This window comes from Marinobacter sp. bablab_jr008 (genome assembly GCF_016464145.1).
Taxonomy (GTDB): domain Bacteria; phylum Pseudomonadota; class Gammaproteobacteria; order Pseudomonadales; family Oleiphilaceae; genus Marinobacter; species Marinobacter nauticus.
On sequence record NZ_JACDWW010000076.1, the window covers coordinates 1 to 20,550 of the forward strand.

General features: G+C 55.8%; 17 protein-coding genes and 1 pseudogene. 11 read left to right on the forward strand and 7 right to left on the reverse strand.

Translation table 11 applies throughout. The features are described from left to right. Positions 1-202 precede the first annotated feature (202 nt). From JIF53_RS15585 to JIF53_RS15595, 3 genes and pseudogenes are all read left to right on the forward strand, one after another. Positions 203-642 (forward strand): annotated as a pseudogene (locus JIF53_RS15585) (GMC family oxidoreductase). A gap of 100 nt (positions 643-742) precedes the next feature. Further along, entirely contained in the window at positions 743-2,365 is a 1,623-nt protein-coding gene (locus JIF53_RS15590) for a long-chain fatty acid--CoA ligase (RefSeq protein ID WP_206769634.1), read from the forward strand. 84 nt (positions 2,366-2,449) lie between these two features. Next, positions 2,450-3,121, forward strand: a complete 672-nt coding sequence (locus JIF53_RS15595; RefSeq protein ID WP_008170303.1) for an OmpW/AlkL family protein — start codon at positions 2,450-2,452, stop codon at positions 3,119-3,121. Positions 3,122-4,019: 898 nt separating this feature from the next. Here the strand turns inward: JIF53_RS15595 and JIF53_RS15600 are convergent. The 5 genes from JIF53_RS15600 to JIF53_RS15620 form a co-directional block, all read right to left on the reverse strand. Next, a complete protein-coding gene (locus tag JIF53_RS15600) occupies positions 4,020-5,045 on the reverse strand; it encodes an IS110 family transposase (RefSeq protein ID WP_008170306.1) in 1,026 nt (341 codons plus the stop codon). 286 nt (positions 5,046-5,331) lie between these two features. Continuing rightward, entirely contained in the window at positions 5,332-6,582 is a 1,251-nt protein-coding gene (locus tag JIF53_RS15605; protein ID WP_008170308.1) for an NAD(P)/FAD-dependent oxidoreductase, read from the reverse strand. Positions 6,583-6,666: 84 nt separating this feature from the next. Beyond that, entirely contained in the window at positions 6,667-8,304 is a 1,638-nt protein-coding gene (locus JIF53_RS15610; protein ID WP_023011694.1) for a GMC family oxidoreductase, read from the reverse strand. Between the two features lie 17 nt (positions 8,305-8,321). Then, a complete protein-coding gene (locus tag JIF53_RS15615; RefSeq protein ID WP_008170310.1) occupies positions 8,322-9,734 on the reverse strand; it encodes a cytochrome P450 in 1,413 nt (470 codons plus the stop codon). Between the two features lie 14 nt (positions 9,735-9,748). Next, positions 9,749-10,069 carry a 2Fe-2S iron-sulfur cluster-binding protein gene (locus JIF53_RS15620; RefSeq protein ID WP_008170311.1) on the reverse strand — a complete coding sequence of 107 codons (321 nt, stop codon included), beginning with the start codon at positions 10,067-10,069 and terminating at the stop codon, positions 9,749-9,751. A 129-nt stretch (positions 10,070-10,198) separates the two neighbouring features. Here JIF53_RS15620 and JIF53_RS15625 point away from each other — a divergent pair, with 129 nt between their 5' ends. Further along, positions 10,199-11,266, forward strand: a complete 1,068-nt coding sequence (locus tag JIF53_RS15625) for an AraC family transcriptional regulator (protein ID WP_008170312.1) — start codon at positions 10,199-10,201, stop codon at positions 11,264-11,266. 41 nt (positions 11,267-11,307) lie between these two features. On the opposite strand, the gene JIF53_RS15630 is transcribed toward JIF53_RS15625, so the two are convergent. Then, a complete protein-coding gene (locus JIF53_RS15630; protein ID WP_008170313.1) occupies positions 11,308-11,922 on the reverse strand; it encodes a TetR/AcrR family transcriptional regulator in 615 nt (204 codons plus the stop codon). Between the two features lie 258 nt (positions 11,923-12,180). Here JIF53_RS15630 and JIF53_RS15635 point away from each other — a divergent pair, with 258 nt between their 5' ends. The 6 genes from JIF53_RS15635 to JIF53_RS15660 all read left to right on the forward strand — a co-directional run bounded on the left by JIF53_RS15635 (position 12,181) and on the right by JIF53_RS15660 (position 19,610). Next, entirely contained in the window at positions 12,181-12,666 is a 486-nt protein-coding gene (locus JIF53_RS15635; protein WP_008170314.1) for a PaaI family thioesterase, read from the forward strand. Beyond that, positions 12,663-13,154 (forward strand): PaaI family thioesterase, encoded by a 492-nt coding sequence (locus JIF53_RS15640; protein ID WP_008170315.1) that lies wholly within the window; start codon positions 12,663-12,665, stop codon positions 13,152-13,154. The genes JIF53_RS15635 and JIF53_RS15640 overlap by 4 nt, the downstream gene beginning before the upstream one ends. Next, positions 13,144-14,046: an alpha/beta fold hydrolase gene (locus tag JIF53_RS15645; RefSeq protein WP_008170317.1), complete on the forward strand. Its 903-nt coding sequence runs from the start codon at positions 13,144-13,146 to the stop codon at positions 14,044-14,046. The genes JIF53_RS15640 and JIF53_RS15645 overlap by 11 nt, the downstream gene beginning before the upstream one ends. Positions 14,047-14,092: 46 nt before the next feature. After that, complete coding sequence (locus JIF53_RS15650) at positions 14,093-15,136, forward strand: efflux RND transporter periplasmic adaptor subunit (RefSeq protein ID WP_227497740.1); 1,044 nt, start codon at positions 14,093-14,095, stop codon at positions 15,134-15,136. Beyond that, complete coding sequence (locus tag JIF53_RS15655; RefSeq protein WP_008170321.1) at positions 15,133-18,177, forward strand: efflux RND transporter permease subunit; 3,045 nt, start codon at positions 15,133-15,135, stop codon at positions 18,175-18,177. The genes JIF53_RS15650 and JIF53_RS15655 overlap by 4 nt, the downstream gene beginning before the upstream one ends. 131 nt (positions 18,178-18,308) lie before the next feature. Further along, positions 18,309-19,610: an IS1380 family transposase gene (locus JIF53_RS15660; RefSeq protein ID WP_199453245.1), complete on the forward strand. Its 1,302-nt coding sequence runs from the start codon at positions 18,309-18,311 to the stop codon at positions 19,608-19,610. A gap of 222 nt (positions 19,611-19,832) precedes the next feature. Here JIF53_RS15660 and JIF53_RS19605 read toward each other — a convergent pair whose 3' ends face one another. Beyond that, positions 19,833-19,958, reverse strand: coding sequence for a hypothetical protein (locus tag JIF53_RS19605; RefSeq protein WP_264622537.1), 126 nt, complete (start codon positions 19,956-19,958; stop codon positions 19,833-19,835). 92 nt (positions 19,959-20,050) lie between these two features. Between JIF53_RS19605 and JIF53_RS15665 the strand changes: the two genes are divergently transcribed. Beyond that, positions 20,051-20,404, forward strand: a complete 354-nt coding sequence (locus tag JIF53_RS15665; RefSeq protein WP_227497733.1) for a GbsR/MarR family transcriptional regulator — start codon at positions 20,051-20,053, stop codon at positions 20,402-20,404. Positions 20,405-20,550: the final 146 nt, after the last annotated feature.

Genomic DNA, 20,550 nt, shown 5'->3' on the forward strand with positions numbered 1-20,550 from the left:
GGGATTGCTGGAGAGTGAAGGTACGCATGAGCCGAAAGCACTGACTGGGTGAATGGATGTCAGATGCTATTATATCGCTCCAAGCCTTGTTATTGCAGGCTTTGGGCGTGAGTTCAGCTCGTTGAAGTCACGGATTCAGGTGAAGGATCATGGACGAAAAGTGATGGCCGGGTATGGGTACACCTTGCATATTTGCGATCTAATGCCCAGAAGCCGCGGTTTTATAGGTCTCAAAAGCCCTGACCCATTGGCCGACCCGTTGATTCAACCCAATTATCTCAGTAACCCCGAAGACATCAAAACAATGATCTCGCCGTTAAATTTGGACGACGGATACTCGGGGCACCAACAATGGCTTTACATAGTAAACGAGAAATTAAGCCCGGAAACTCGGTGTCTTCGGACGGTCAGATTGCGGACTTTATCCGGGAAAATGCAGAGACTATTTACCACCCCGTTGGCACTTGTCGTATGGGCGCGGATCCGGATTCAGTCGTTGATCCGGAATTAAAAGTCAGAGGGATTGAAGGGCTAAGAGTTGTCGATGCCTCGATAATGCCCAGTTTGGTTGCCGGTAACACCAACGCACCCACCATGATGATTGCCGAAAATGCAGCCGACATCCTCTTGGGAAATGTTTAGGTTCAAACCCGGATTATGCCTTCTACATTGGACCTTAATGACGCCAGATACTCGCGTCAACCAACTACAAAAACGACAGGAGATAAACGTGCTTGGCCAAATGATGAACATGGAGCTCACCGTGAATTCCTTGATCGACCATGCTGCTCGCTACCATGGAGACGCTGAGATTGTGTCGATAGGAACGGATGGAAATCCCAGTCGATCTGACTGGGCAACTGTTTCGGAGCGGTCGCGACAACTTGCGTCAGCGCTTCGAACGGCAGGCTATGTCCAGGGGGATCGGTGCGCGACCATTTGTTGGAATAACGTGGGGCACCTGGAATGTTACCTTGGCATCTCTGGTGGCGGGATGGTGTGTCACACCATTAACCCGCGACTGTTTCCAGAACAACTCGTTTACGTTATCAACAATGCTCAAGACAAAGTCATATTCTTTGACAAAACGTTCCTTCCCATTGTTTCAAATATCCGAGACCGACTGGAGACGGTTGAGAAATTTGTATTGATGTCCGAACCGGACGAAGAAATTGCAGCGCAATTTCCAGGATTGTTGTTTTATGAAGAGTTTCTTCAGCGAGGAACGCCTAACGCGAATTGGCCTGAAATCGCCGAAAACCAGGCTTCAAGCCTCTGCTATACATCGGGCACCACTGGAAATCCCAAAGGGGTGCTCTATTCACACCGCTCCACCGTTCTGCACGCGCTGGTAGCTGCTCAACCCGACGCACTGAATTTATCGGCACGGGACGTGGTGATGCCGGTTGTTCCTATGTTTCACGTAAATGCGTGGGGGGTACCCTACATTACGGCGATGGTTGGAGCCAAACTGGTGTTGCCTGGTCCTGGCCTGGATGGACAAAGTTTGGTCAAGCTGATCGATTCAGAAAGCGTAACGATTGCGCTGGGTGTGCCTACAATTTGGCAGGGACTTCTCTCGGCTTTGGACGAGCTTGGCTCCTCGGCACAGTCGCTTAAACGGACGGTGATAGGGGGTAGCGCTTGTCCGCCCTCAATGATGTCGGAGTTTCGTGGTAAGTATGGCGTAGAAGTTGTCCATGCATGGGGAATGACAGAAACATCACCGATCGGAACCGTCAATGCACTGCTGTCGAAACACAATACTCTTTCGGAGGAAGGAAGAAACAAAATCCGTGAAAGCCAGGGACGGCCTCCCTACGGGGTGCAGCTCAAAATTGTGGGTGAAGACGGCCATCAACTGCCCGAAGATGGCATTGCTCAGGGAAATCTCCGCATCCGTGGTCATTGGGTGGTAGCCGATTACTTCGGTGTTGAACCAAATCAGACTCTTGAGGAAGACGGTTGGTTCGAGACAGGTGATGTTGCTTCGATCAATGATGATGGATTTATGACAATACGTGACCGCTCAAAAGATATTATTAAATCTGGTGGTGAATGGATATCTACAGTCGAATTGGAGGGAATCGCAATGGGCCATTCTGCCATCAATGAAGCTGCCGTAGTGGCGGCCTCCCATGATAAATGGGACGAACGACCGATCCTGTTGGCAGTAAAAATACCCGACGCAAATATTACTGAGGAGGAACTTCTTGCTCATTATCAAGGGAAAGTCGCCAAGTGGCAGATCCCGGATCGCGCGATCTTTGTGGAAGGATTGCCACGCAATGCCACTGGGAAAGTATTAAAAAACAAGCTGCGTTCTGAGTATGGGGAAGTATTAGTCAATAAACCGGCAAGCTAGCTTCAATGAGTGGCATTTGTGTTACGAAAAATTGCAGTTTTACCTAAAGCCAATTTGTTTTAATACCAAAAAGGATAATAAAAAATGAAACCTAAAATAATTAGTAAAGTCTCGTTAGTGGCGTTCCTTTTACTTTCACTTGCTGCGAGCCTGGCCAACGCTCAATCTGAGCCGGTTTACAGTAGAGGCGACTGGGTGGTTGGGCTGAATGCCACTAGAGTTCTAACCGATGAAGATTTGCGATCAGCCTCTGCGGGGAGTGCCCCCGTTCCAAATTCCAACCTGTCTATTAACAACGATACGACCGTATCATTCGACGTGTCGTATTTTCTGAGTAATCAGCTGGCATTTAACATTTTTGGCGGCATTCCCGCTAGTGCGGACCTCCAGGGCGAAGAGTCTCTCTCCGGTCTTTTTCTTGGTCAAACAGATTATGGTCCGGTAATTCTTTCGCTTCAGTATCATGTTTTGACGGGTAGCAACTTCTCTCCGTACTTTGGAGCGGGTGTAGGACGGATTCTCTTTTTAGATGAGAAGGATCGCGCACTAACCGACTTCGACGTCGAAGATACATGGGCCCCTGCGGTTCAGGCTGGTTTTCGCTGGAGGATACACAATAACTGGTCGGCAAATTTTGACGTTAGATATGCACCCTTCGAGGCGGATATCACCGGTAACCTGGGCCCGGCCCCTGTTCAGGCAAAAGTGGAAGTGGACCCCACTATCGTGAGCATCGGTGTTGCATATCGCTTTTAAATGCCAAGTATACCAACCGTCTGCATTTGCTGGTCGCTTTCAGCAACCTGCTGATTGATAAAAAACCTGCAGCGTAAGACCAATGCGCCCCTTTTCCGCCAAGATTGCGGAAAAGGGGCAAAAACCAGCGGTTATTCAGATCTTCCTTAGGTATATAGCCCCAGCCTTATGCATCATTTAAAGGTCTCGTATCGTTTAGTCGAGTAGTATATAGCCATCAGGACCGGCACGTCCTTACTATAGAAAACCTTTTCAGTAGTCCCGCAAGTTTCATTTAATCGAGCAAGTGTCTTAACATTAATACCGCTCGTAACTATCGGTTCTTGATGTCCACCATCAATAAGCCGGAATCTTACTGTGTTTGATTTACACACCGCTTGAAGCTTGCAGTCTGAAAAGCCCTGTCTTGGCTGCCACCACCCATCCGCATGAAAAAGCATATGCTCAGATGAACCAAAACAAGAGGTCGACACCGAATGGGCGATGTTGCTTATGAAGGATTGAGTGATCGGAACCTCTACCCATAATGGCCGATAGAGACTTCGCTTTTTCTTTGTGGGTAAAATCAAGTTCATATTTTCGTCGGTAATTGCAAGGTGAGGTTATTAGTGGGACATATAGAGAATTATTTCACCTACATGGACTCCCCCTGCGGTCAAGCAACGCCATTTGAATCCGAAGCGGTTTGAGACTGCGGCTCTACATTCGGCCTCTTTGTGGGCGTTTTTGCCCGGGCCAGGATGATGATGCGTGTGAGCGGGGACCTTATTCGTTAGTCGGCTTCGCTGAGCCGCAGAAATAAACAGGTTCTCCCACTCTCGGTCTGACCGTTCCGTCATCGCTTGCCGTTGCAAGACTCTTCTGGCAGGCTTGTTCTGCCTGTCGTTGGTGCTCGGTTTTAGCCCTCCACAGGCTGTGTCTTAAACTCGGTTTGATTCATGAGTAGTGCCCATATAATCCGGGCGTTCTTGGCCGCCATCGCAACGGCGGCCCGCTTGTATCCACGTCGTTCCACCAGGTCTTTGGCCCAGTCACTGAGTCGATCATTCTTATCCGGTAATTTTGCAATCACTGCCCGGGTGCCATGGATCAGCAGCGTTCGCAGGTATTTGTCCCCGCGCTTGGTGATTCGGCCAAGTCGCACCTTGCCACCGGTCGAGTATTGTCGGGGCACCAGACCCAACCATGCGGCAAAGTGTCGCCCACTTTTGAACTGTCTGGGGTCAGGCGCACTGGCCAGCAGGGCTGTTGCGGTCTGTGGTCCGATACCCGGTATGGCCATAAGGCGCTTGGCCTGCTCATCGCTCCGGGCCATCGCTTCGACCTCCCGATCGTAAGCCAGGATTTCTTCATCGAGCTGTCGAATGCGTTGGTTGATGTTGTTGATTAAGCGGCGAGCGAGCATGGGTAAGTCGTTTTCGGCATCCTCCAGGATTTCGGGAACCCGGCGCCGTGCGGCGTAACGGCCCTGGGGAATGATCAGTCCGAACTCGGCCAGCAGCCCACGAATCTGATTGATCTGCGCGGTGCGTTCTTTGGTCAGTCCACGGCGAATACGATGCAGGCACAGTACGGCTTGCTGGTCTTCGGTCTTGATTGGAACAAACCGCATATTCGGCCGACCTACTGCCTCACAGATGGCCTCGGCATCGTTGTCGTCGTTCTTGCTGCTCTTGCGATAGGGCGCGACAAACCGGGGTGCAATGATTCGGACATCGTGGCCGAGTTTGGTCATTTCCCGAGCCCAATGGTGGGCACCCGAGCAGGCTTCCATGCCAATCAGGCAGGGTGGGAGCTGAGCGATATAAGGCAACAGCTTGGGCCGGTTCAGTCGTTTGCGAACCACGACCTTGCCGTGTTGATCGGTGCCATGAATACTGAACACAGTTTTCGCCAGATCGATGCCAATGGTTGTAACATTCATGATGACTCCTCCTGCTTTTGATTGAAGATGTCAGACACCTTCAATGTGGCACATCGATGCCGTGGGAGCAGGGGGAGTCCATATCATTCGCTATGGTGCTCTCGGTTTACCAGAGCAACAGTAATGTGTCTGGCTACGGGAAATTCCGCCGGTTGTGGCTCACGCATCCTTTGCGCTCACTGAAAGCTGTCGGTCGTAGGATATGATATCCATAGGCCGTATGAGTTGTGCATTGCTTTCGCAATTTTGGGCAAACTAAGGGCACAGCTCTACTCGGTCGTCAATTTCAATTTATGGACTGACCGCTCACCAAGGACTTCAGTTCAATATCCGGATCCTTCAACATTTCAGGATTGACCTGCCTGCGTTGTTGAACGAGGGTCTTGCCGACCATAAAAGCGATGGGCAGGTTGACCGCATCAACAGCAATGACACAGCCATCGCGGAGATAGAACACCGCAAATCCCTTGTCTTCCGGGCTTCCGCGCAGCACACGCTGATCATGATGTTGCGACAACCCCACCATCTGCAGACGCACGTCATATTGGTTCGACCAGAACCATGGAGCGCTGTTATAGGGTTTCTCCTCGCCCATCAGGGTTGCCGCCGCTGTCCGGGCCTGATCAACCGCGTTGGCGACAGATTCAAGGCGCTGCATCTTCTCGAAGAAAAGATTCCGGTGGCGGGTACAGTCGCCGATCGCCAGGATGGCGGGATCTTCTGTGCGGGTAAACTCGTCAACAATAATGCCGTCATCACAGGGCAGGCCGGCGGCCTCAGCCAGGGCGGTTTCCGGCACAACACCCACTGAAACGAGCACGATGTCGGCCGGTACAGTGCCGCCGCTCGCCAAGGTCACGCCAGCCACATGCCCCTGATCGCCCGCTTCGAAACCGGTTACCGCCGTGTTCAGCCGCAGATCCACGCCGGCGCTGCTGTGTTTGGTGTAAAAAAACTCTGAGATTTCCGGGCCTGTTACACGCTGCATAAGACGCTCGGCCGCTTCCAGTACTGTGACATTAACGCCTTTTTTGGTGGCACTGGCTGCCACCTCAAGTCCAATGTAACCACCACCCACGATGACCAGGCGCTTCCCCGGGAGCAATTCTTCACGCAGGGCATCCGAGTCAGCTATGTCGTGCAGATAATAAATGCCCTCCAGGTCAGCCCCGGGTGCGTTCAGGCTTCGGACGTGGGACCCCGTGGCCAGAACCAGTCGATCGTATTTCAATGTGCTCTGGTCCGACAGGCTGATGGTCCTGTTGTCCCGATCAATCTGTTCGGCACGCACACCAAGCCGCAACTGATGGCCGGCGTTCTCGTACACCGAGCGCGGCTTCAGGTACAGCGACGCCTGATCAACCTCTCCTGCCAGATAGTTCTTGGACAGGGGCGGCCGCTGATAGGGTGGATGTGGTTCTTCGCCCACCAGAATCACTTCCTGTTGATATTTTTTTTGCAGCAGGGTTGTCAGGAGCGCACCCGCTGCGTGCCCGCCGCCAACGATGACTGTCGTCTCTTTCTGTTGGTTTGCCATAGTCTGTCTCTGCCTGTTGTTCTCTGGGATCAGATTGATCAGAAGTCCGGATGCCAGCTGTGCGCCGGGATGCCCCCCGCAGCGCTAGCCGACCGTCTCCCCGGCATCCTCAAGTATCATCGCGGCGCCTTTCTCGCCGATCATGGTTGCCGGCTGATTGGTGTTTCCGCCGACCAGCGTCGGCATGATGGAGGCATCGACCACCCGCAGGCATTGCAGGCCATGCACGCGCAGGCGCGGATCGACCACCGCCATCGGATCAACACCCATCTTGCAGGTGCCAACCGGGTGGTACGCTGATTCACCGCTGCGCCGTACCCATGCGGCGAGATCGTCGTCATTCTGGAGCGCCGGCCCGGGCGAGACCTCAACCTCGTGGTGCGGGGCAAAGGCCGCCTGCGCCAGGATTCTGCGCACCAGATGTACCCCGCGTACCAGTCGCTCGACATCGGCGGACTCGGCCATGTAGTTGGGGTCGATCAGCGGCGCCGCAAACGGGTCGGCACTGTGCAGACCGACGCGCCCGCGCGACGATGGCCTGAGCCCGTAGATCATCACCGCGTAGCCATAACCGCTCATCGCGGTCTTCAGGTCTCGCCCGTGATCGTCGTACAGCATTGGCGCGAAGTGCAGCTGCAGGTCGGGTATCGGCTCCTCGGGCCGGGAGCGGATGAACCCGCCGGCCTCGGCGCCGTTGCTCGACAGCACGCCCCGCCGGCCGCTCAGATACGTCAGAGCGCCCCACAGCCCCTTGAGCCAGTAGCTCGGATGCATCGAGATGCTTTGGCGGCTGCGGGCGCTGACGCGCACGAACACGTCGATATGATCCTGGAGATTCTGCCCGACGCCCTCCAACGCATGGCGCAGTTCTATGCCATGCCGGGACAGTTCCTCCCGCGGACCGACCCCGGACAGCATCAGCAGTTGCGGCGAGTTGAACGCGCCGCCGCAGAGCACAACTTCGCGCCTGGCACGAACCTGCGTCTGCCCCGTTGTATCGCGGTATTCGACACCGGTGGCGCGGGTGCCTTCGAGTAGCACCCGGGTGACATGCGCGCCGCTGCAAACCGTCAGGTTGGAGCGCCCCGCAGCGGGTTCCAGATACGCCCGCGCATTGCTACAGCGTGTGCCGTCTTTCTGGTAGGCGTAGTAGAAGCCCACGCCCTCCTGCTCACTGCCGTTGAAATCTGTATTGAGCCGGTACTTCGCCTGGGTTGCCGCCTCGACAAACGCAATGCTCAGCGGATTGGTATAGCGCCGCTCGGCAACGTTCAGCGGACCACCCTGACCATGAAATTCTGCCTCATTCAGCGTAAGTTTGGGCTCGAAATGTTCCGATCGGCGGAAGTAGGGCAACACCTCGGCGTATGACCACCCGTTGCACCCCAGCCGTGCCCACTCGTCGTAGTCCCGGGCATGCCCGCGAATATAGACCTGCGCGTTCATGGCGCTGGAACCGCCAAGCATCTTGCCCCGCGGCTGAAAAAGCGCCCGGTCGTGCATGTGACGCTGCGGTTCGGTATTGAACTGCCAGTTGTAGCGGCGGCTGAACATCAGCTGCAGGAAACCCAGCGGCATGTTCACGAAAGGGTTGCGGCGGCTCTCCGGACCGGCTTCAAGCAGCAGCACAGAATGGCGACCGCTCTCCGACAGGCGGCTGGCGACAGCACATCCGGCCGAGCCCGCGCCAACCACGACATAGTCAAATTGTTCGGTCGTCATCCTGGTCAGCCTGTTCATTAACTTTTTGGTGTCAGCTGGACCATCAGCTCCGAATAGCCCCGCACGAAGTTGGACTGCACGCGCTCCGGCTCGCCGACGACTTCGATCTTGTCAAAGCGTTTGAGAATCTCTTCCCATAGGATACGCAGTTGCAATTCCGCCAGGCGGTTGCCCATGCAACGGTGAACACCGTAGCCAAATGACATATGGTTTCGTGCGTCCTTGCGATCGATAATGAAGTGATCGGGGTCCTCGAACTTGCGCTCGTCACGGTTGCCCGAGGCGTACCACATCACAACGCGATCGCCCTTTTTGATGGTCTGGCCGCCCAGCTCAACATCTTGCTTGGCGACTCGGCGCATATAGGCCAGCGGCGTTTGCCAGCGGATGATTTCCGACACCATGTTCGGAATCAGTTCCGGTTTTGCCTTCAGTTTTTCGAGCTCCTTTGGGAATTCGTTCATGGCCACCAGGCCACCACTCATTGAGTTGCGAGTGGTATCATTGCCGCCAACGATAAGCAGCGTCAGATTGCCGATAAACTCCATCGGGCGATTGATCAGATCTTTGGTGTCGTCGTTGCTCTGTAGCAGGCTGATCAAATCGAAACCGGGCTCTTCGCCCGCCGCGCGGCGCGCTTCTTTATCCCTCCAAAGCTTGGAGAAAGACCAGGCCATGTCTGCTGCGTCGTCAAACATGATCTCTTCATCGGCAAACTCGCCGCCGGTCGCCGAGGCTGCACCGGCCATTCGATCCGACCACTCCACCAGCTTGTGACGTTCCTCGTAAGGAAAATCCAGAAGGGTTGCGAGCATGCGACCGGTGAGTTCCTTCGATACAGTGGGCACCCAGTTGAAGGGCTGGCCCAGAGGCAGGCTGTCAAGCACATCGCCGGTACGCGATCGGATCAGCTCCTCCATTTCCTTCAGGTTCTTCGGTGCCACCACGCCCTGTACCGAGCTGCGCTGCACATCGTGTTTTGGCGGATCCATCGCTATGAACATTTCCACCGACAGTCCCTCTGGAGGGTCACCCAGAATGATTTGCGGCTCGGCGGAAAACAGGTCGTGACTCTTATCCACGAACATGATGTCTTCAAAGCGAGTCACCGACCAGAAGGGGCCGAAGGGGCTGTTCTTCTGGTAATGGACCGGAGCCTCATCACGCAACCGTTTGAAATAGGCGCGCCACTGATCCTGCCGATATAAAAACGGATTGCTGACATCGATGTCCTCAAGGGCCAGCGTGTTAACGTCCGGGATGGCTGATTCAACAAATTCGGGCACGGGCCGGCGTGGGCCGAAGGCCTTCTTCTTGGCGCCCATTAACAGTTTCAGCCCCTGGATCTGCCTGTGCATCGGCACCACCCTGGAGGTAGCATTAATCACTCGGGACTGAATGTCGTCAAATGTTTTGGACAGTGTTGGCATGCGTCCTCCTATGTTCACATCTGGAACTCGGGTAAATGCACGGTCATGCCGTCCATTTCATCAGTAATGACCACCTGGCAGCCCAGGCGCGAAGTGCTTGCCCGCTCCGGGGTCATTGACAGCATTTGCTCTTCCTCACCACCAGGCGTACCTGTCTTTCTGAACCAATCGTCCGAGACGATGACGTGGCAGGTACCACAGGCACACTCTCCCCCACAATCCCCGTCAATACCGGGAATCAGATTGTCAACGGCGATTTGCATTACCGAGGAACCAGCTTTGAATTCAGCGACATGTTCAGTTTGATCATGTTCTATAAAAGTAATCTTGCCCAATATTGTTCTCCTGCCAGTAGTTTTCAGTAATAGATATTGTCTGTCTAACGACACTCCTGTCAGGTCATTTCTTGACAAGCTGAGGTCATTTAAAGACAAAATGACGTTCATTCAGGACGGGGAAGATCAATGATGACGACGCAGAAGACGGGTGATTTGCAAAAACCCGGTCCCGGCATTCCATCGAATTACTCACGGCTCATTGCACGTGAGCTCGATTTAACAGCCAAACAACTGCCACGTCTGCTGCTCGGCACCGGGCTTGGTGTGACGCAATTCCTGAGCGAGGAAAGCCTGCTTACCGCAGCGCAGCAGGTGCGGATTCTGCGCAACGCACTGGATCTGTCCGGCCAGCCGGAATTAGGGTTATGGCTAGGCAAGCGACTGACCCCGGCAACCCATGGTGCGATGGGATTCGTGGCCTACAGCAGCCCCGACTTTCTCACTGCGCTGCAAGCGATTCATACTTTTCTGCCCACGCGCGCGAGCTTCATCCAACTGCATTTGCGGCAAGTCAACGAGCGCCTGGAATGTATTCTGGACTACCAGGAGTCGCTGGACGATGACATACAGCGGTGCCTGTCGGATGCGATGGTTAAGGCCCTTTTTGAATTTGGCGAGTTTATAATTGGTCGCCCTTTGCATGAGGCTGAAATATGCTTCGCTCATCCTGAACCCCCGTATCAGGCAATGTATGCCGATTTTTTGCCCGGGCAGATTCGCTTTGATTGCGACCAGTTAAAACTTACGTTGCCGATGTCGTTGTGTCGGGAACCGAATGCCTCCGCCAATCACGAAAACTATCGTCTGGCCTTGCAACAGTGTGAATCGATGCTTGCGCAACTTCAGTCGGATAAACCGAGCTATCAGACCCAGCTGAAGATGATGATGTTGTCCCGACCGCCCGGAACGCTCAGTGAAGACGAAGCAGCGGCCTCGTTGTTCATGAGCAAACGCACCCTGGCACGCAAACTCAAACAGGAACGCAGCGGTTTTCGGAAAGTTCGCGACGAGATTCTGTCCCAGCAGGCAGCGACCTACTTGCGTGACAGCCAGCTGTCAATCGAGGCCATTGCCGCGTTGATGAACTATCACGACAGTGCCAATTTCAGACGCGCCTTCAAGCGCTGGTTTGACCAGTCGCCTGAGCAATTCAGGCAAAATGTCAGATCACAAACCGTGCATCCGCATGATTAGCGATCATAAACAGAGGCTACTTGCGTTTGTGAAGCCAGAACCTATGCCTGACCCCCTTTATTGATCACACCGTCCATAGCGATCTGCCAGATCAAGTCGCCAATGGCGTCGAGTGAATGAGCCCCGTTCGGGTCGAACCAGGTTGCAACCCAGTTGAGCGCCCCAAGGCCGATCAGGCGGAGCAAACGGCCGTCAACATTCTTCCGGATCACGCCCTGTTCAATCATTGTTTCGAGGATCTCAGCCCACAGGGACTCGTATTGGTCACGCAGTTCGATGATTTCCTCGCGAGCCTCCGGGCCCAGCGCTCGCCATTCAAACAGCAGCACGTAAACCGCGTCCGAATCTACCAACAGGGCTCGCAGATGCGCTTTGATACAAAGACGCAACCGTTCAACCGGGTCATCCGAACTGGCGTAAGCCGACTCGACCTCTGCGGTAACCAGGTCCACCCCCCGGCGCATCAGCTCGACAAGCAGCGCTTCCTTGCTGTTGTAACGATAATACAGACTTCCGGGCAGCATATTGCAGGCCTCGGCAATCTCCTTGAGCGACGTCCTTTCAAAGCCTTTCTCACGAAAAAGCCGGGCTGCGTTAGACAAAACGTCGCCCTGGTCGCCCAGTTTGCTTGCAGGAGTCATCTGTCTGTTAACCATCGCTTAAGTATCTCCTCAGCAAGCCAGTTCGTTATTCATCAGAGCGGCCACCACCTGACTTGTTACACTGATCGTACGCCATTGCACGGGTGGCGTGCCATTTGCCTCAACAGATTCTTGACTTTTGGTTGGTTAACCAACCAAAATCCAGCAACAATGTTATTCGGAAGAAACTGACATGGCAATGACCTATGACAATCAGCTGTTTCCCGCCACTTCCACCCCTGCGCGAAATGCAAACCGGGGTGGGCATATCTGATGACGGAGTCGAACAGAGCTCAGCACAGTGACGCTGTGACGACGGCGTGGCAGTTTACCGAACAGGTTCCCCACGGCAGGGATCTGGGTATGCAGGTTGTCTCTGTGAACGGAAACCAGGTCTGCATGCGCCTGACCCCACAGCCGTGGATGTTCGCCGAAGAGGATACACAAGAAATCTGCACCAGCGTGCTCTACTCGCTGGCCGACTCCGCCGGAGGCTTGGCGGTATTCGCGGGGGCCCTGGAGTTGATGCCCATTGCCACGCTGGATCTGCGCATGGATTATCTGCGGCCCGCCATCGGCGACCGTGCCCTCTTGGCGGTGGCCACCTGTCGTCATTTAACGGACGAGGTCGCGTTCATCCATTGCGACATCCTCAGCGAGAGCGATAGTGCACTGTTAGCGACGGCAAACGCCACCTTCATGCGCAACACCCAGGGCCAGCGATTCCAGGCCGGTGGACGAAAAAAGGAGGGCGCATGAGCACGACTGGCGATTCGGCACAACCCATCTCAGGCCCTACCGAAAGCGGGAAAGAATGTTCCGACTGGCAGGCTCTGCTGGAGCGCATTCCCTACGCACGGCACCTTGGGCTTGAGGTTCAACGCGACGATGTAGGTCTAGTGGTTCATATGCCGTGTCGTGAAGCGCTCATTGGCAACTTTATGCTACCCGCCCTCCATGGCGGCGTGCTTGGCGCCCTGATCGAACTCACCGCGCGGGTCGCTGCGCAAAGCCAGGATACCGACAAACGTTGCCCACGCATTCTCGACAGCCACATTAACTACCTCCGCTCCGCGCAGGCCCGATCGACGTTCGCCAGCGCCGAAATTGTCCGGCAAGGCAGGCGGAGCAGCCTGGTCCGGGTGACTTGCTGGCAGGGCGATAAGCGCAAACCGATCGCCAGCGGTCAGGTTCAGTTGTTGCTCCCGACAATGGCGGCCAAAGAAGCAGATCTTCATGAACAATAAGCACAACAACCCTGAACGCGACCAATTCCAGGCGCCGGATGGCGCGGAGATCGCACTGTGGCGTTGGCCGCAATCCAAAGCGCGCCCCACGGTGCACTGGGCCCATGCAACGGGTTTCCATGGCCGCCTGTACCGCCCCCTCCTTGATGAGCTTGCCACGGACGTCAATGTCCTGGCCTGGGACATGCGGGGGCACGGGGCCAGCGCCGGTGCGGCGAACTTTTCGACATTCCGGGGCTGGGAAACCTACTATCGCGACATGATCGCTCTGCTGGATAGCCTGGACGAGCCGGTCTGGCTCGCCGGCCATTCCATCGGTGCCACCACCAGCATCATGGCCGCTGCCCGACGGCCAGACAAAGTGCTGGGCCTGATTCTGGCGGAACCGGTGATCATGGATCCGGGGCAGGGCCTGAAGCTGTGGCTGGCCAAGCTGCTACGCCAGTCACATCGGTTGTCACTGGCCGCCGGAGCCGCACGTCGGCGCCGGGTATTCGACTCGCACGCTGCTGCGCTGGACAACTATCGTGGCCGCGGTGGCTTCAAGACCTGGCCCGATGCATGGCTGGAGGCCTACATCCAACACGCTTTTCTGCCGCAGGACGATCAAGTTCGCCTGGCGTGTGCGCCGGAGTGGGAGAGCACCACCTTTGCCCATACCGAACACAACCCCTGGCCCGGTATTCGTCAGTTGCGGTGCCCGGTTATCGCGCTGGCGGCGGAGCGCGGGTCAACCTTCTCGCCGGCGGCGCGAAAACGCCTGCAGACCCTGCTGCCCCGGGCTGACGTCATGGTTCTTGAAGGTACGACCCACTTCCTGCCCATGGAGCAGAACGAAACCGTTCGCGATGCCATCCTGCAACTTGCGTTGTCCGGACACCGCGAGAACTGATACCCACACCTTGATTTTGCTAATCGGGACACCTGCCATGCGCTGTATGCTGACACTGTTTATCTCGCTGCTCATTCTGTCTGGTTGTCAGCAGTCTTCGGAACCGCCCCCACAGGCCCGCGCCCCTATCCCCTGGGTAAAAACAGTTGAACTAAAGGACGCCGGCCCAACAGCGCACAGATTTTCAGGAACCCTGCGAGGCCGCCACGAAGTTCCTCAGGCCTTTCAGATCGCCGGTCGGATTCAACATCGTTACATTGATGCCGGTCAACGCGTGGAAAAAGGCGACTTACTGTTCAAACTCGATACACGAGACCTTGTAGCAACGGCGGAGGGAGCCGCGGCGGATCTGAAGCGTGCAGAAGCGGCCCTGGCAATTACCACCAATGAGCTCCAGCGCCAGCAGCAACTTGTGGGGCGTCAGTTTGTCAGCGAACAAACCCTGCAACGCCTTGAGTTGGCAGAGCGTGAGGCGCGCAGCCAGGTGCAAACGGCTTCTGCACGCAATCAGCAGGCTCAGAATGCCTTGGGGTATGCGGAACTGAAAGCCGCCCATGCAGGCGTGGTCACTGAGGTCATCGTTGAACCCGGCCAGGTTGTGGGTGTCGGTCAAACCCTTGCCGTTCTGGCCGAAGATCAATCGCTGGAAGTCGAGGTTTTTTTACCAGAGGGCAGTAACCCGCCCAGGCGCGGTTATGTTCCTTTGCCCACTGGCGAACAGCTTGCTGTGAGCCTGAGAGAGATTGCCGGGGCTGCCGACCCCGCAAGCCGGAGCTGGCGTGCCCGATACAGCCTGGAGGGGCCCTACCCCTCGTCTTTAACTCTGGGTTCGGTGGTGAGTGTCCGGTTAGCACAGAAGCAAACCGCGCCCAGCCATCGCGTACCGCTGGGTGCCCTCGATGAGAGAGGGCAAACGCCACAGGTCTGGTTGGTCTCCGATGGCACGGTGAAGCCCCTTGCGGTCGAGGTGATCGATCTGGGTGAAGAGTATGCGCAGATCAAGGCCGATATCAACGCGGGAACGCCCATCGTCGCGTTGGGGACACACCTGCTCACGCCTGGCATGGCGGTGCAGGAGCTGGCTCAATGAGCTTACCGAATCTTTCCGCGCTGGCAGTGCGCGAGCGTTCGGTCACCCTCTTTTTTCTTTTGCTGTCCGTTGTTGCCGGTTTCTACGCGTTCTCCTCCCTTGGTCGGGCGGAAGACCCTGCGTTCACCGTCCGGGCGATGGTGGTTTCTGTCGTCTGGCCAGGAGCAACCCCCGAGGTGCTGCAGAATCAGGTCGTGGATCGTCTGGAAAAGCAAATTCAGGAGGTGGCGTATACCGATACCATTGAAACAACCATTCGGCCCGGGCAGGCCGCCATGGTTATCCGATTCCAGGATTCGACGCCCAGCGAAAAAGTGCCTGATCTCTTTTATCAGGTCCGCAAACGCATGCTCGATGAGCAATCCAACCTGCCCCGGGGGGTGATCGGCCCCATCGTCAACGACGATTTCGCGGATGTGTATTTCTCCCTGCTTGCCCTGACGGCACCTGGGCTGCCGATGCGTGAACTGACCCGCGAGGCAGAATCGATACGGGATCGCCTGCAACGGCTGCCCGGCTTGCAAAAAGCACAGCTCCTGGCGGAGCGTCCTGAGCGGGTGTATCTCGAATTTGATCAGGACCGGCTCAACAACCTCGGTTTGTCGGCAGAAGAGGTGTTGCAGGCGATAGAGGCCAACAACCGTCTTCAGCCTCTTGGCTTTGTTGATCTTGCCGGCCCGCGGGTTTATGTCCGCAGCAACATCGACCTGTCTGACCTTGAGCGCCTCACCTCAGTACCTCTGCGTATCGGAGACCAGCTTATCACCGTGTCTGATCTGGCCGAGGTGCGTTTAGGTTATGAAGATCCTTTGAGCTACATCGTCCGCTCCAACGGTGAGGATGCGATCCTGTTAGGTGTCGTCATGCGCGCGGGTGAAAATGGCCTGGAGTTTGGTGAGCGGCTGCGCGAGTTTGTCAGTGCCGAACAGGGCAGGCTGCCGCTGGGAATGTCAATACAGACCCTGACCGATCAGGCGGAAGCCATCACTCAGGCGGTTGATCTTTTTCAGGTCAAGTTTCTGGTTGCGTTGGTCGTCGTGATGGGGGTCAGCATACTGGCGATCGGTCTGCGCGCGGGTTTGGTGGTGGGCATTGCGATTCCTGTGACCCTCGGCCTGACTTTCTTGTTGATGAAAATGGCGGGCATAAACCTGGACCGCATCACCCTGGGTGCGTTGATTATCGCACTGGGTCTGTTAGTGGACGATGCGATCATCGCCATTGAAATGATGATCGTGAAGATGGAGAGCGGCTGGGACCGGGTACGGGCAGCCAGTCATGCCTGGAGCGTAACCGCCGCGCCCATGCTGTTCGGTACGCTGGTGACGGTGGCCGGATTTGTCCCCATCGGATTTGCCCAGTCCGGAGTGGGAGAATACACCGGCAACATCTTCTGGGTGCTGGCTTTTTCGTTGTTGATTTCCTGGGTGGTGGCGGTAACTTTTACGCCTTATCTGGGCGTCAAGCTCTTGCCCGATTACACCGGGCATATGGGCCAGGACCTTTACCAAAGCGCGTTTTATCAGCGGTTGCGTGGGGTGATCACAGCGTGTGTTCAGTACCGGAAAACCGTCGTTTTTATCACAGTGGGTTTGCTGGCGATCAGTGCTTTCGGGATGGCAACCCAGGTGCAGAAGCAATTTTTTCCCAGTTCTGATCGCCCTGAAGTTCTGATCAGTGTCTATGCTCCGCAGGGGAGCGCTATTGCCACCACGGATCAAAGTGTCAGACGCCTGGAAGCAATTCTGATGGACATGCCGGAGGTGAAAAGCCTTTCCGCTTACATCGGAGCCGGTGCACCGCGATTCTTCGTATCGGCCAACCCCGAGCAGCCGGACCCGGCATTTGCCAAGTTGATTGCCATTGGGGAGGACGTTGAAGGGCGCGATCGCATCATCTCGGCATTGGAAGCCAGAATCGCGGCGGGTGAATTTCCGGAGGCACGAGTGCGTGTAACGCGTTTGCTGTACGGTCCGCCGGTGGTCTGGCCGGTCAGTTTTCGTGTGCTGGGTCCGGAAGCCGATCAGCTCAGAGAGATCGCGCACCAGATCCGGACTCTCATGACCGGGCATCCGAACATCGTCATGCCGCATCTCGAATGGGACGAACGCGTACCCACGCTCTATCTTGATATGGACCCGGAAAATCTGGGTTGGATGGGCCTGACCCCGGCAGAGGTTGCCCGGCAACTCCAGTTCCAACTTCGCGGAGTGGCCGTCACCGAACTGCGCCAGGGCATAAGGAGCGTTCAACTGGTGGCGCGTAATGCACGTGGCGAAGTGATCATGCCGGAAGATCTTGAGATCAAAACCCGCGACGGCCGCAAACTTTCCGTACAGCAACTGGGCAAGTGGCAGGTTCGTTACGAGGACCCCGTCATAAAGCGTTACAACCGTGACCCCTTCCTGGCCGTTCAGGCCGATGTAGAAGGTGCCCAGCCACCGGATGTCACCAAGGAAATCTGGAGTGCGATGACAGCCCTGCGTGAACAGTTGCCGGAGGGTTACCGTATTGAAATTGGCGGTACGGTGGAACAATCAGCCAAAGCCAATGCTTCAATCCAGACATTACAACCGGTGATGTTGGCGTTGATGCTGATCTTTATCATGCTTCAGATGCGTTCATTTATCGGCACATTGACTGTTCTTGCCACCGCGCCACTGGGGCTGATTGGGGCTGTGCTGGCTCTGCTGCTGTTTAATCAACCCTTTGGCTTTACCGCGCTGCTGGGGTTGATTGGCCTGGGCGGCATCCTGATGCGAAACACCATGATTCTGACGCAGCAGGTGCAGGACAACTTCAAAGCAGGAATGGCTGCCCGGGAAGCCGTTGTCGAAGCGGCAGTCCAGCGTGCCCGCCCCGTGGTACTCACCGCCCTGGCGGCCGTTCTGGCGTTTGTACCTCTGACCTTTGACCTGTTCTGGGGGCCGCTGGCTTATGTGCTTATCGGTGGCGTAGCGGTCGGCACTCTGATTACGCTATTGTTTGTCCCGGCGCTTTATGCCCTCTGGTTTCGGTTAAAGAGCGAATGCTTAGATTAGATCGGCCCCACAGTTTAGACTGGAACATGTTATTAGCCCGAATTTCTCATGCGGCATAAAAAGAAGCGGCTGAAAGTGCTATAGTTTCAGGACCTTACACCATCACCAAAGCACCAACAGCCGCTTCCAAAATGGTACCTGAAAAACTGACCTTCTCGCCACTCGTTCGCCGTAAAATTGAAGCCGATTTCTCCGGTGGTCATATCACCTCCGATGCCGGGTTGCTCCTGCTTCGGGAAGTCGACAAACAACACCGCCTGACTCAGCGTCTGGCCTCGGTGCTTAACGATTCACGGAATCCAATGCTGGTGCGGCACAAGCTGGAAACCATGACTCGGCAACGAGTCTTCGGCGTGGCGGCAGGATACGAAGACCTGAACGATCATGAGGCGCTGCGTTTTGATCAGGCCCTGCAAACCGCGGTTGGTAAAGAGAGCGATTTAGCCGGTAAATCCACGCTGTGCCGGATGGAACAGCAAGTAGACAGACACTCGGTGGTCAAGGCCCACGAATTGCTATGGCAGCATTTTATCGAACAGCACGAGACACCGCCGAAGGAAATCGTGCTGGATTTTGACGGTACCGATATCCCCGTTCATGGCGACCAGCCCGGCAAGTTCTTTAACGCTTATTACGACCACCACTGTTACTTTCCGCTGTACGTGTTCTGCGGCCGTCACCTGCTGGTGAGCTACCTGCGCACCAGCAACCGCAGTGACAGCCGACACAGCTGGGCCATTCTGGCTCTGCTGGTGAAGTTTATCCGGCAATATTGGCCCGATACACGCATCGTGTTCCGGGGTGACAGTGGCTTCTATCGGCCTCGTCTATTGAGCTGGTGCGACCGGAATAATGTGGATTACCTGGTCGGCATCAGCAAAAACAGCCGGTTGATTAAAGACGTGGAGGCGCCATCACAACTGGTCCGTGACACGCACCAGAAAGTCGGTGAAAAAGTCTCCGCCACTTATCGGTTCCGGTACCAGGCGCATTCCTGGAAGTTCCCTCGCTGGGTGGTGGCCCGCCTGGAAGAAGGCGAGCTTGGCTCCAATCCTCGCTTTGTCATCAGCTCCCGCTATGACGACGGTTTTAAGCTCTATTACGAACAGTACTGCGCCCGAGGCGATATGGAAAACCGGATCAAGGATCAGCAGCTGTATCTGTTCGCGGATCGAACGTCGAGCGTTCAGTGGTGGACCAATCAATGGCGGCTGATCCTGTCCGGCTTCGCTTACACCTTGTTCGAGCGGTTACGAGCGCACCTGAAAAAGACGCCGTTCGAGCGGATGAGCGCCAACAACCTGCGGCTGAAGCTGATCAGGGTTGGCGCGGTCATCATCCGCAATACCCGCCGAATCCGGGTGCTGATGAGTGATAGCTACCCCTACAAAGACGAACTCACGGATCTGGTACGCCGCCTGGTTCCGGGGTAGATGCCCGGGCTCCCCCGGCCCGATGCAATGGGGGAAAGGGGGCAGTGCGTCCAAGCAATAGAAACTGATCAATTATTAGGCGTTCATGACCGCACCTGAGCGGCCATGGCGGTAACCCGCTCAGTCTGCGAGACTTGCTGGGTAACTATGAGAAATCCGGGTTAGAGTGACTGACGAAATCACCCGGGAGGGCAACGCTTATAGCCCGCTCATCCGTGAAGTTCAGTCCGGGACATCATGCTGGCCCAGGCGATCCTTTATCGTGGCGCGGGCTTCGCCACCGTCTGGCCGCAGTTCCTGGCCATCGCCTTTGTCGGGGCTGCCCTTTTCGGGTTTGCTCTGGCACATTTCCGACGGACCCTGAACACCAGCCGCCTGGAAAAGCGCCAAGACGCGTTCAGATGCGCTGGTTTGGCAGGGTCCGCATGGCCCCTTTAACTATGAAAACACTCACTGAATCAGATACGCGCTTTATTGAACGCATGGGCCAGTTAGCCCAATCAGACGGGCTTTCTCGTATAGGAGGAGAAATCTGGGCGGTCCTCATCGTGTCTGATGACCCGGTCAGTTCGTCAGAGTTGGTAGGACTATTGCGCGTCAGTAAGACCAGCGTGAGTACGAATACCTGCTTTCTTGAACGGTTGGGCATTGTCGAACGTCGTTCAGCGTTAGGTGAACGGCAGGATTTTTTCAATTCGTCCCAACCCTTATGCTGCTTTCCTGGAAGGCCAGATAAAAAGATATCAGACCGCAAAATCGGTCGTCGCGGAAGCCAGGTCGACGATCACGAATGACCGCAATCGGGCCAAACTGGCTGAGCTGGAGAAGTTCTACGGCATGTATCATCACAGCTTGAATGATCTGTTGGAATATTTAAATGCTCAAGCCTCTGAGGTAGGAAAATAGGGCATCGCAGTGGCTTTGTGAGTGCAATCCACCC